Origin of the sequence: Pandoraea commovens (assembly GCF_024704525.1) — a bacterium.
Taxonomy (GTDB): Bacteria; Pseudomonadota; Gammaproteobacteria; order Burkholderiales; family Burkholderiaceae; genus Pandoraea; species Pandoraea commovens.
The window spans coordinates 1,613,392-1,625,716 of sequence record NZ_CP102780.1; the positions used below are offsets into that span (position 1 = coordinate 1,613,392).

A 12,325-nucleotide genomic window follows, 5' to 3' on the forward strand; every position below is an offset into this window, starting at 1 on the left:
CGGGCGATCGCCGCAAGGCGGTCGCCTGCTGTTACAACACCGGATGCGCTACGTTCATGTCCACACAGCAGACGACAGCGTCGACGCCGTCCTCGTGCTCACTCAGATACACATGCCCCACGCCGCTGTCGAAGTAGAGGCTGTCGCCAGGTGCCAGCCGGAACGCCGTCCCGTTCTCGAACTGCAACAGCAAGTTGCCCGATAAGACAAAAACAAACTCCTCACCGGCGTGACGGATGTAGTCGGGAAAATCCTCCAGCTTTCGCGCGCGGATGTGCGCGCGCATCGGCACCATGCGCTTGTCGTGCAGATCGGAGGCGATCATGCCGTAGCGATAGTTCGGCGTCTCGTAGATCGCCTGCTTTCCGGCTGCGGTGAACGACGGGGCCATCGCGCCGCCGGGTGCTGCCTCTTCGTCGCCGAAGATCGCCGAGTAGTCCAGATTCAGCGCGCGCGCCAGCGCACCGAATTTGTCGTACGTCAGCGCGATATCGCCGCGCTCCGCCTTCGAGATGGTTGAGACCGCCACGCCTGAGCGCTCGCTCAGTGCCTTGAGCGTCAGTCCAAGGGCGCTGCGTGCATTGCGCAGCCGTGCGCCCACTGTCTGATGGCTGATCTGGCTGACCTGTCCGCTCTCGCTCCGGACCTGCTTCCGCTTAGCCGACGTCGGCGTCTTCTTTCGTGTAGGTGGCGTCATAGCACTTCACTGACCATGTCCCGTTCATATCCTCCGAACAAAACACGGCGTCGTTGATCTCGTTACGGCGTCGGTGTTTTCTCGTATACGAGAATAATAATTCTCATATATGATAATTCACTCCGCCGCGAATCCGTCGAGTCTACGTTAGCGGCCGTTCATTCACTTCTCTTTTTCGAGTTCGCACCATGAAGAAAGACATCACGCGCATGCAAACCAACGGCCGCATGAGTCAGGTAGTCGTAGCCAACGGGGTTGTATATCTTGCCGGCCAGGTACCGGACACGGCGGGCGCGACGATTACCGATCAGACCATCGAAGTGCTCAAGCATATCGACGCGCTGCTGGCCGAGGCAGGGATCGAAAAGACGCGTCTTCTGACCGCGAACATCTGGCTGTCCGACGCGCGTCATTTCGACGAATTCAATCGCGTGTGGGACGTCTGGGTGCCGGATGGGCACGCCCCCACGCGCGCGTGCGTTCAATCGCTGCTGATGCGCGCCGGTTTCGACGTGGAAATTGCCGTGACGGCGCTGGCATGACAGTCGACGTACTTGTGCTCGGTGCTGGCATTGTCGGCACCTCCACCGCGATCCATCTCCAGCGCCGGGGCCTCAACACGGTGCTCGTCGATCGTGCCGCGCCCGGACGCGAGACGTCCTACGGGAACGCCGGACTGATACAGCGCGAAGGCGTGTATCCGTATGCGTTCGCCAGAGACATCGGAACGCTGCTTCGTTATGCGCGCAATCGATCCACGGACGTGCGCTATCACCTGACGGCACTGCCGGGCATCGCGCCATTTCTCGCGCGCTACTGGCACCACTCCGCGCCGCAGCGTCACGCGCAGATCGCCCGTCATTACAGCACCCTCATCGAGCATTGTCTGACGGAACATAACGCGCTGATCGAACGTGCGGGCGCGCAGGATCTGCTGCGTGAAGGCGGCTGGCTGAAGATCTTCCACACCGCAGACGCGTTCGACGCCGCATACCGCGAAGCCGAGCGCTGGCGAAGCGAGTACGACGTACCGTTCGAACCGCTCGACGCCGCGCAGCTTCAACGCGACGAACCGTCGCTCGCGACAACGCTGGCAGGCGCGATTCGCTACACGGCCTCCGGCTCGGTACGCGATCCCGGCGAACTGGTGAGTCGCTATGCGCAACACTTCGCGTCGCTCGGCGGACGCATCGTCCGGGGAGACGCCACCACGCTGAAGCCTCACTGGCGCGTGCAAACGGAAGACGGCGAGATCGAAGGTCGTCACGCGGTCGTTGCGATGGGGCCGTGGTCCGGTACCGTCACGAACGCGCTGGGCTACCGGCTGCCGTTAATCGCCAAGCGCGGCTATCACAGGCATTTCCGCCCCGAGAACGGTGCAACGTTGAACCAAACCGTGTTGGATGCGGAGCGTGGTTTCGTGCTGGCGCCGATGAATCAGGGTATTCGTCTGACGACTGGCGTTGAACTTGCGTTGCGCGACGCCCCTCGCACACCGGTCCAACTCGCGGCGGTGGAGCCGTTGGCCAGAAGCGTGTTCCCACTCGGCACGCCCGTCGAAGCGCAACCGTGGATGGGCAGCCGTCCTTGCACGCCCGATATGTTGCCGATCATCGGCCCGGCGCTGCGGCATCGCGATCTATGGTTCGCGTTCGGTCACGCGCATCACGGTCTGACGCTCGGACCGGTTACGGGCCGTCTGATCGCGGAAATGATCTCGGGTGAGCGGACGCTGGTCGACCCCACGCCATTTCGTGCCGACAGGTTCTAAAAAAATGCCCTTCGCGAGGAAGGGCAAAAATTTGCCGGAGTTTTGGCGAAGCCCGGCAAATCGTCAGACTGGCCCGCCGATGGCGGGCGAAATTCCGATCAAGCGCGTTTGGTCGAGCGCGAGATGCCGAGAATCAAACAAACGGATTCTCGACGCGAGGCCAGTATTTGAGGCTGCGGTGTCGATAGGGAAGTGCCGCGAAGTCAGGCGTCAGTGCGCCCGGTGCCGCAAGATGCACGACGGCCTTCGCGCGAGGCGCAAATTCCGCCTGAAAGTGCTGCGTCGATTTCACGATGACCAGACGCTTGGCTTCCATCGCGATACCGAGACCGGTGAACGCGTCGACGCCAATGACTTGTGTTCGTATGGAAACGAGCACGATGTCCAGACCGTTCGCGCCTTCCACCCAGACCGAACGTCCCAAGGGAATCGACATGCCGCGAATGCTCTGTGAGTGCGTATCGTGCACGGCGCGTACTGTGACCCGCAGATCGATGGGATCGCCCGAGGCGGTGCCGCACTTCCCGCCGATCCGAAGATCTAGCGTGGCACCGACACCGGCGTCTGCACAGATCTGAATGGCGCCAAGATCCCAGAAGCAACCCAGTGCGACGTTGGGGATGTCCCGCTCGACAATCCGTCGAAGGATGAAGGTGCTGTCACCCGGCGCGCCCCCGCCCGGGTTGTCCGCCACATCCGCCACGACCACCGGACCGGTGCCGACGCCGAGTGCCACGTCGAGTCCATGATCGAGATCGAGCCATTTGGGCTGCACCTCGTGGCGCAACGCCCAGAACTCGTTGCCCAACTGATGTGCGAGTGCGGCGGCACGCTGCGGGTCGCCGTCCGCAACGACCCAGAGCTTCGCACCGGCTTCTGGCACATCGCCCCACGGAAAACCATGACCCAACGAGACGGACAGAATGCCGTCGTGTCCCTCGAACGACTTCATCCGGCGAACGAAGCCCGCCATCGGTTCCGTCGTGGTGTGCCACGCGCCGACCATCCGGCAATCGTGCACGGCGGTGACCGGCGCGACTTTTCGCTCGGCGGCCTGCGTCACGAGTCGATAGACTTCATGCAGCCGGTCGATGCCGTCGGTGTGCGGATACTCTTTGTAGGCGATGAGAATATTGGACGCGTACTGCATCAGCTCAGTGAAGTGGCAGTGCGGGTCGAGTGTCGCGGCAATGGGGACATTCGGTCCGACCACTTCGCGAATGCAAGCGAGCAGATCGCCTTCGCAATCGTCGTAGTTTTGCGCGACCATTGCGCCGTGCAGCATGAGGACGACAGCGTCGAGCGGCAAGGCGGCGCGCACGCCAGCGACGATTTCGTCGCGCAACGTTTCGTAGACTTCCCGAATCACCGGGCCGGACGGTTGCGCCTCTGCGCTCAGCCCTTCGGCCAGTTCGTGACCGTCCGCTTCGGCGAGACGACGAAGCTCGGCCATCATGTAGCCCACGCTATCGGACGCGCGGATGCTGGCGTCGCCCCGGTAGATCCCGTTCTCCTGAAATCCACCCCATCCCGTGGGGCACGGCGCGAATGTGTTTGTTTCGGTAGAAAGGTTTGCCGCGAAAATCTTCATTGCGAGTCCAGAGGTGTGAAGAAGGTCGTTTCACACACTCTATGAGGACCGCGTTGCCGGATTGTGAGCAGTGTGTATCGACATTGACACACACGCCGGATAACGCGCTCGCGCGACCGACGACAGCTAGCGTCTGGGCAACACCACGCGGGCGATCAGCCCGCCATCTCTGGCGTTGAGCAACGTCAGAGATCCTGCGTGACGTTTCACCACATCGCTGGCGATGGCCAGCCCGAGGCCGGTGCCCCCGGTGTCGCGATTGCGGGAGCGCTCAAGCCGGAAGAACGGTTCCAGCACCCGTTCGAGTTCTGGCTCCGGGATACCCGGCCCGCGATCCACGATATCGATCTGCACTTCCTCTTCGCCGTCGATCAGCTCGATGCGCGCCTCGCCACCATAGCGAATGGCATTCGCGACCAGATTGGTCAGGCAACGTTTCAACGCCAGCGGTTGCGCGAGGAGTGGCGCGATGGCGCCGTGCACCGAGACTTTCTGACCGCCTTCCAGCGCATCTTCCGCAATGGCGTCCATCAGCGCATCGATATCGATAGGGCTGAATTCTTCGGTGACGGCCTCGTTACGAAGAAACGACAGCGTCGCGTCGAGCAGCTGCGTCATCTCGTCGATGTCGGCAATCATCCGGTCGTTGAACTCCGAGCCTTCGAGCGTGCGCACTCGCAGACGCATACGCGTGAGCGGCGTGCGCAAGTCGTGCGACACCGCAGCCAGAAAGCGATTGCGGTCGTTGACCTGACGACGGATGGCGGCCTGCATCGAGTTGAAGACGCGCGCCGCCTGACGCGCTTCGATCGGCCCCGCTTCGGGAATCGGCGGCGCGTCCATATTGCGCGACAACTCTGCTGCGCCGGCCGCGAGCGACCGGAACGGCACCGACAGCATGCGTGCACCGACCCAGGAGGAGAAAAGCAGCGGCACGATCTGAACCGTGGCGGCCAGCCCCAATTGGAGTCCGGTCGACATGCCGGGAGGCGCTCTGAAGGCGGCAGACGAATAGAACGTGTAAAGCAGCAACGCGGTACCGGCTTGCGTCAACGCCACCATCACGAGCATGACGAACAGCAGCCGATAGAACGCGGAATCGAACGATGGCTTTTGCATGAGCGGTGTGGCCGACGCGGTAGATGAGGATTCGAACATGCGCGCCATTATCCCGCGCGCATGTAGCGGCTTCGTCAACAGATTGTTTCAGGACGGAAACATCCGGGAGCACGCACCGTCCGTCTGAATCCCGCATGGGCGGGGCGCTGCACTCAGGGGATCTATGTTTCACGCGCGATACAAAGTCCACATGAACCAGAAATATCGCACAAATAACGTTCATGCCAGAGCTAAGACTCTGATGAGCGTGGGCACACCGCGCAACACGATCCATACCGCGAAGGCATCGGCGATGACCGAAGCGCGGAAATCCCGGAGGAGACGACAGTGGCAAGCAGACAGCATCGCAGGCAGACCGCAGGCACTTTGCACCGATTCAGACTTCGACCCAACGGCGGCACCTGGCTGGTCGGTTCACTGCTGGGGCTGGCATCGGCCTATGGCCATGCGCAGTCCGTGACGCCACCCGGTGCTGCGTCGGCGGTCAGGGCTGAAGCGGAGAGCGCGACCGTTGCGGCCAACCCATCGGCCAACCCATCGGCCAACCCGTCGGCCGACGCGAATGCCGTGGCGCCTGGCGCAGCGCAAACCGTGACCCCGGCCACGGCAAAGGACGGCGCGACGCTCAACACCGTCGTGGTGACGGCAACGCGTCGCCGCGAACCGGCACGCGAAGTGCCGATGCAGATCAACGTCATCTCCGCCGAAGAGTTGCAAAAGAGCGGTGCAAAGACGATGTCGGATTACCTCTCGTCGGAGCCGGGTGTCGACCTCAATACGCAGGGCGGCAGCGGTTCGGGACAGATCAGCATGCGCGGCGTGACGACCGGAGAGCAAACGGGTCCGACCGTCGGCGTCTATGTCGATGACGTCGCCTTCGGCGGTAGCACGCTGTTCTCGCAAGGCGCGACGTTCGCGCTGGACATGAGTCTGCTGGACCTGAACCACATCGAAGTGTTGCGCGGGCCGCAGGGCACGCTCTACGGCGCGGGCGCGATGGGCGGGTTGCTGAAGTACGTCACCAACGAGCCGGATACCAACACGTTCTCGGGGCAGGCGAGAGCGGGTTTGTCGACGACCAAGCACGGCGGCATCGGCAATACCGCCAGCGCAGTCCTCAACATCCCCATCAAGAACGATGTGGCGGCAGTACGCGTGTCGGCGTTCAGTCAGCACGATGCCGGTTATATCGACGCCGTCGGGCCGCAGGCAGGCACGCGGGTCGACCGGGGAGACACGTACGGCGCGCGCGCCTCGCTGCTCCTCACACCCACGAGCCAGTTCACCGTGCGTCTGAGCGCGATTACCCAGAACATCAACCGAAATGCGCCGAACTACGTCGCCTACGACAACAGCGGCAAACCTGTCGATGGCGATCTGACCACGCGCATCTATGCGCCCGAGCCGTTCCATCAGAACGTGCAGCTTTACTCGCTCGGCCTGGAGTATGACTTCGGATGGTCGCGCTTGAACTCGATCACGTCGTATCAGTCGGTGAAGACGAATGCGCCGCAGGATCTGTCGGTCGTCTACGTGCCTGCGCTGGCCGCACAGGGCCTGAATCTGAATTCGGTCGTGGCGGCGAACATCGCGTCGACGAACAAGGTGACGCAAGAGTTTCGTCTGACGTCGCCCGGGAACCGCCAACTTGAATGGATCGCCGGACTCTTCTTCACGCGTGAGCGTAGCGAGTCGGATCAGGGGATTGTTGGGGCGTTTCCCGACGGATCTTCCGGATACCTTTCATCGCTCACGGCACCGAGCACCTACACCGAATACGCGGCGTATGGCGATCTGACGTACCACGTGACGTCGCGACTGGCGCTCACAGGCGGCATGCGGATTGCTCACAACAACCAGAACTTCAGCCAGACGACCGGCGGTCTGCTGGGTGGACCGGTACAAACGATTTCCGCCCCCTCGTCGGACACCAGCAAGACCTACATGCTGACGGCGAGCTACGGTCTCACCGAGAACAGCAACGTCTACGTTCGTGCGGCCAGCGGTTATCGCCCGGGCGGACCGAACGCGCAACTCGTCAGCCCGATCACGGGGTTGCCCGGTAACGGCAATGCCACGTTCCAGCCCGACACGCTCTGGACGTACGAAGCTGGCTACAAGGCCGACCTGTTCGATAAGCGTCTGTCGCTGTCGGCCACGGTCTACGACATCGAGTGGAAGAACATCCAGCAGCTCGGCGCTATCGAGGGTGTCAATCAGGTGCTCAATGCCGGTAACGCGCGCGTCAAGGGGTTCGAGCTGGCGAGCAGCTTCCGTCCCGACCGGCACTGGAATTTCGGCGTCGGCTTCTCGTACATCGACGCCAAGCTGACACAGGGCAACGCGTCGACCGGCACCCAGTCGGGTGACCCGCTGCCGAACTCGGCGAAGTTCTCCGCGACGCTGACAGGGACGTATCACTTCTCGCTCGGCTCGTATGCCTCGTATGTCGGTATTGCGGAACGCTTCGTCGGCCGTCGCCATTCGGGCTTCAGCAATAGCAGTGGTCGCCCCGATTACCAGCTTCCGGGCTACGCCGTTACCGACCTGCTGGCGGGGATCGACTTCGGCAAGGCGAGCCTGAACTTCTATTTGCGCAACCTGTTCGACCGTCGCGCGTTGCTGGCCGCAGGCACTGCACTGATGCCGATGGGTGGCCCGGCGCTGGTCAGCGTGGAGCGTCCGCGCACGTTCGGCGCCGTGCTGACGGTGCCGTTCTAATCTTTGGAGGTTTTCCAATGACTTTGCAACAACAAGACCTGCACGCCAGGCTCGACGCGCATTTCGCGCGATTCAACCGAAGCGATGCGCCGGGGCTCGTAGTCGGCGTCGCCCGTGACGGACGCACGCTCTACCGCAAGGGGTTCGGCATGACGAGCCTCGAACACGGTGTGGCCAACACACCGGCCACACGCATGCGAATCGGCTCGACCAGCAAACACTTTGCCTGTCTTGCCGCGCTGCTGCTCGCGCAGGAGGGCAAGCTGGATATCGACGCGGGCGTTCGCACCTATCTGCCGGAAGTCCCTGTGCCCGCAGGCGAGCCGACGCTGCGTCAACTGATGACGCACACCAGCGGCTATCGCTGCTATCTGGACTTGTCCGTCATTACGCAGGGAGTGTCGCCGATCGGGCGTGGCATGCCGCTGGAAATCGAGCTGCGTCAGCAAGACGTCAATTTCCCGCCCGGCGAACGCATGATGTATTGCAACGGCGGATACCACTTACTGTCGCAGATCATCGCGCGCGTCGGTGGCATGCCGTTCGAGCAATTTCTCGATGAACGCATCTTCCGCGTGATGGGGATGAGCGACACGGAGTCCGTCAGCGACGACCTGCGCATTCGTCCGCGCATGGCCACGCAGCATGTGCCCGACGGCGAAGGTGGATATCTGCGCGGGCTGTTCCCGAGTCTCGATGTGCTGGGGGAGGGTGGCATCGTCTCGACCATCGACGACATGCTGAGATGGGCCGCGCATTTGCGTCATCCGAGCCGACTGGGAAGCGCCGATACGTGGCGCGAAATGCTGACCATGCCGACGTATTCGAGCGGCGAGACCGGCATATACGCGCTGGGCTTGATGCGCACGAAGTATCGCAATGTCGAAACCGTTCATCATGCGGGCGGCGTCTTCGGCGGCACGTGCCAGATGCTCACGGTGCCGTCGCACGCACTGGATATCGTTCTGATGAGCAACGGGGCGCCCATCGATCCCGCCGCGCTGGCGACCGAGATCGTGGATATCGTTTTAGGCGACGAAGTGCTTGGGCCACCGCGACAGGCGGCGGAGCCGACGTCGGAAAATCCGGGGCTTCTCGGTAAGTACCTGAGCGCCGATCCGGTTCAGCTCTTGGAGATCGTGGAACGGGACGGCGGATTTTACGCGGCGACGAACAACGCGATACACCCTGCGCAACCGCTGATCGCAGACGAGCGGGGGTACCGCATCGAAGATGGCGCGGGCGCACGGATACGCGTCATACCGCAGGAGCGTGCAGCGTCGGGTGACGTGCCTGCCATCGATTTCATCGAAAACGGCCACGTCGTCACGCTCCGGCGTTACGAAGGCACGCCATCGGCCGAGGTGTTGCAGCAGGAGGGGGTCTGCGGTCGATACTTCAGCCACGATGCCGACGCCCACGCGCTGATTTCTAAGGAAGACGGCGTTCTGGTGCTGTCTATTCGTGGCGCGACGGGTAGTGCACGTTATCACCTCAACGCGCTCACCCGTGACGTCTGGACGTTCCGTCCTGCCGATGCATCGGCGCTTAGCGCCGGTGTCGTGCTTGTCGAGCGTGGTGAGGACAAGGCCACGCGGTTTTCGCTGTACACGTCCCGCACGCGAGGGCTGGCGTTTTCCCGGATCGGGTGATGAAGAAGCCGGGAGGGGACTTAGGTTCCCTCCCTTCCCGTCAGGACTTTGCGAACCGGAGGTTTCGGGTCCGGGTAGTGTTGACAGAAATGCCCTCCACAAGCCCGGTGTCCGGGTGCCTGACGATAGCCAGCGTTCCCGTAAGCATTGCGCCCGGACCGTCCGGTGAAAAGCGAAACAGATCGCTTTCGACCTGAAAGACGTCGTAGCAGCATTCCCCTGCGTTGCCCGCCATCACCAGCGACATGACGGGGCGGCCGTCGCCCTGCGGCTGTGCCTGCCCGAGCGGGCGCAACGAGGCGCGAGCGTCCGCTTCTTCGCTGAAATAATCGCCGCTCAGGCTGTCGATGGTTTCTTCGTCTGGCGATGCCAGCGGCACCGTGCGGCGAAAGTTTGCCGGGTGACCGCAATGCACGATGCGCAGATGTCCGGTGTCGTCCGGATCAATGTCGGTTCCCCATTGCAATCGGAATGTGCCGTCGCCGCTCGACTCTGACGCAAATTCGCGTGTGCCGCCTTCGGGCGCATCGCGTTCATAGAGCGTTGGGATACCGGGTTCGAGCGGCCCGCTAAGCGTCATACCTCCATCGCGCCCGACGACGTCGTAGACGACATCGCCGTTTGCGTCGCGATAGGTACCGGTGTAGGCAGAGGAGGGGGGCGTTGGCGCGGGCGTTGGCATCGGATACGCCTGCATCCGGTCCGCAAGCAGGATGTCGAGCATGCGCAGCGAAAGTGAGGCGGGTGCCGGGATGGCACCGTTACTCAACAGCACGATGTCGACGCCGTGCGCCGGGACGCACAACATCTGACACGTCCCTCCCACGACACCCCCCGCATGGTGAATCAGCTCACACCCGCGATAGTGAGTGCGCTTCAGACCCATCATGTAATCGCTGCGCATTCCGCTGGAGAATGTCGGCGACGAGAACATCGCATCCCACGTGGCGCGACTGCCGACGGTCTTCTCGCCGCGCAGATGGGCGCACCATTGCAGCATATCGTCCACGCAGGAGACGACGCAGCCTTCACCGAGTATTTCGCGCGAAGGGAACAGACCTCGCTCGTAAGCCCCGTCGCTGCGCTTCACATGGCATGCGGCCATGCGGTTTCGAATCTGGAAATCGTCGGACATGCAGAACGTATCGCTCATCCCCAACGGTTCGAAGATTTCGGACGTCAGGAACGACGCGAACGATTGTCCACTGACACGTTCGATGGCGAGCGACACCAGGTGATAGCCGCCGTTGCAGTACATCATCCGCTCCCCGGCCGGGAAGTTGACATGCAGTTGTCGGCGTTGAATGTCGAGCAAATATCCCGCCTGCGGGACCGCCAATCCGTTGGTAAGTAGCGAGATGTCGAGCGCGCAGCGCTGGCCGCTGGTGTGGTGCATGAGCGAGCGCAGCGTCGGCTCACCCGCGACGCCTGTCAGTTCTGGCAAATACCGACGGATGGGCGCATCGATATCCAGCGCGCCTGCCTCCTGAAGCAGCAGGGCGGCAAGACAGGCCATGTGCTTCGTCGTCGAACCGATGCGCAGTCGGGTCCGCGCATCGAGGGCGATGCCGGGTCCGACGTTCGCCATCCCGAAGGCGCGACGCAGTACGACCTTCCCGTCGATCGCTGCGCCGACGACGACACCGGGCGCGTCGCTTCGATTGAAGGGATCAAAAAGCGCAATGAGCGCATCGTCGTCAAATGGTACCGGTGCTGACACGACAATCCTCCTGAGTCACGTTGCGATTCGTTCGGCATCGTCTACGCCCCACAGGCTGTCAGGCCCGAGTACATAACCGTTCCGATATTGGAACGAGGGAGACCGATCCTCGGCCAGAAAGCAGGGGCCGTCGAGATCGACGCGGTCGCACACCTGTCCGAGGAGATAGGCCGGTGCCAGACCGAGCGAGGTGCAGGGCATGCATCCGACCATGACCGACAGACCGAGATCGCGAATCGGCGCGACGAGCGACAGCGCTCGGGTCAGGCCGCCGCATTTGTCGAGCTTGATGTTGACGACGTCGTACCGGCGGGCGACGTCGGTGAGGTCGTCCAGATCTTGAAACGATTCGTCGGCCGCGAGGCGAATCGGGTACGACATCGATTCGAGGCATGTGTCCTCGCCCACGGGCAAGGGCTGTTCGAGCAGATCGACGCCGACTTGTTGCAAGACCGGTAGCATCCGGTGCATGTGGTCCTGCGTCCAGCCCTGATTGGCGTCCACAGCCAGTGCGACGCCGGGGCAAGCCTTGCGAATCGCAACGAGGCGCTCAGCGTCGAGTGCGTTCCCGTCCAGCTTGATCTTCAACGTCGTCGCGCCCACATAGCGGCGGGCCGCATCGGCCATCGCTTCAGCCGTGTCGACACCGACCGTGAGCGAGGTGCGCAGCGGGCGCAGGCGTGCGCGTCCGGACAGTCGTGCGACGGTCATGCCGCACCGCTGGGCGGCCAGCGACCACAGCGCGGCATCGACGGCATTTCTCGCGCCACCGGCAGGTAATAACGAGATGAGGTCTTCGCGAGAGATACCGCGCTCGATGTCGGCACGCACGGTGGCAATCTGTTCGGCCATGCTCTCCGGCGTCTCGCGCCGGTAGTAGACGCCAGCGGCTTCGCCCCGGCCACGGCACTGTCCCGACCTCAGTGAGACGACCAGGACTTCGGCCGCATCGACCGTGTGACCCGAGATGTGAAAGGGCGTGGCCAGCGGCCACCGTTCGATGCGAACCGAGAGGGTGCAGGGAATCGTCATAGGCGTTCGGGCTCAACGCATG

At 62.8% G+C, this 12,325-nt stretch carries 9 protein-coding genes; 4 read left to right on the forward strand and 5 right to left on the reverse strand.

The window, feature by feature from the left end; translation table 11 throughout:
• Window positions 1-31: 31 nt before the first annotated feature.
• Window positions 32-697: a helix-turn-helix domain-containing protein gene (locus tag NTU39_RS07775; protein WP_257959612.1), complete on the reverse strand. Its 666-nt coding sequence runs from the start codon at window positions 695-697 to the stop codon at window positions 32-34.
• A 188-nt stretch (window positions 698-885) separates the two neighbouring features.
• On the opposite strand from NTU39_RS07775, the gene NTU39_RS07780 reads away from it, so the two are divergent.
• Both NTU39_RS07780 and NTU39_RS07785 read left to right on the forward strand, forming a co-directional pair.
• Window positions 886-1,239 (forward strand): RidA family protein, encoded by a 354-nt coding sequence (locus tag NTU39_RS07780; protein WP_150665833.1) that lies wholly within the window; start codon window positions 886-888, stop codon window positions 1,237-1,239.
• Window positions 1,236-2,468, forward strand: a complete 1,233-nt coding sequence (locus NTU39_RS07785) for an NAD(P)/FAD-dependent oxidoreductase (RefSeq protein WP_257959613.1) — start codon at window positions 1,236-1,238, stop codon at window positions 2,466-2,468. Before NTU39_RS07780 ends, NTU39_RS07785 begins: the two co-directional genes overlap by 4 nt.
• Before the next feature lie 133 nt (window positions 2,469-2,601).
• On the opposite strand, the gene NTU39_RS07790 is transcribed toward NTU39_RS07785, so the two are convergent.
• Window positions 2,602-4,059 carry a M81 family metallopeptidase gene (locus NTU39_RS07790; RefSeq protein WP_257959614.1) on the reverse strand — a complete coding sequence of 486 codons (1,458 nt, stop codon included), beginning with the start codon at window positions 4,057-4,059 and terminating at the stop codon, window positions 2,602-2,604.
• Between the two features lie 126 nt (window positions 4,060-4,185).
• Window positions 4,186-5,217 (reverse strand): ATP-binding protein, encoded by a 1,032-nt coding sequence (locus tag NTU39_RS07795; RefSeq protein ID WP_257959615.1) that lies wholly within the window; start codon window positions 5,215-5,217, stop codon window positions 4,186-4,188.
• A gap of 288 nt (window positions 5,218-5,505) precedes the next feature.
• Here NTU39_RS07795 and NTU39_RS07800 point away from each other — a divergent pair, with 288 nt between their 5' ends.
• Window positions 5,506-7,899, forward strand: a complete 2,394-nt coding sequence (locus NTU39_RS07800) for a TonB-dependent receptor (RefSeq protein WP_257959616.1) — start codon at window positions 5,506-5,508, stop codon at window positions 7,897-7,899.
• A 17-nt stretch (window positions 7,900-7,916) separates the two neighbouring features.
• The gene (locus tag NTU39_RS07805; protein ID WP_257959617.1) at window positions 7,917-9,551 is read left to right on the forward strand and encodes a serine hydrolase domain-containing protein; all 1,635 of its coding nucleotides are present in this window, start codon (window positions 7,917-7,919) and stop codon (window positions 9,549-9,551) included.
• Between the two features lie 40 nt (window positions 9,552-9,591).
• Here the strand turns inward: NTU39_RS07805 and NTU39_RS07810 are convergent, their stop codons facing one another.
• A complete protein-coding gene (locus NTU39_RS07810; protein WP_257959618.1) occupies window positions 9,592-11,271 on the reverse strand; it encodes a serine hydrolase domain-containing protein in 1,680 nt (559 codons plus the stop codon).
• A gap of 15 nt (window positions 11,272-11,286) precedes the next feature.
• Window positions 11,287-12,303, reverse strand: coding sequence for a dipeptide epimerase (locus NTU39_RS07815; protein ID WP_150665827.1), 1,017 nt, complete (start codon window positions 12,301-12,303; stop codon window positions 11,287-11,289).
• Window positions 12,304-12,325: the final 22 nt, after the last annotated feature.

What these genes read in the sequence shown, in the direction of transcription:
- NTU39_RS07785 (WP_257959613.1), top strand. Translation starts at nt 1,236, where the DNA reads ATGACAGTCGACGTACTTGTGCTCGGTGCTGGCATTGTCGGCACCTCC.
- NTU39_RS07780 (WP_150665833.1), top strand. Translation starts at nt 886, where the DNA reads ATGAAGAAAGACATCACGCGCATGCAAACCAACGGCCGCATGAGTCAG.
- NTU39_RS07805 (WP_257959617.1), top strand. Translation starts at nt 7,917, where the DNA reads ATGACTTTGCAACAACAAGACCTGCACGCCAGGCTCGACGCGCATTTC.
- NTU39_RS07775 (WP_257959612.1), bottom strand. Translation starts at nt 697, where the DNA reads ATGACGCCACCTACACGAAAGAAGACGCCGACGTCGGCTAAGCGGAAG.
- NTU39_RS07815 (WP_150665827.1), bottom strand. Translation starts at nt 12,303, where the DNA reads ATGACGATTCCCTGCACCCTCTCGGTTCGCATCGAACGGTGGCCGCTG.
- NTU39_RS07795 (WP_257959615.1), bottom strand. Translation starts at nt 5,217, where the DNA reads ATGTTCGAATCCTCATCTACCGCGTCGGCCACACCGCTCATGCAAAAG.
- NTU39_RS07790 (WP_257959614.1), bottom strand. Translation starts at nt 4,059, where the DNA reads ATGAAGATTTTCGCGGCAAACCTTTCTACCGAAACAAACACATTCGCG.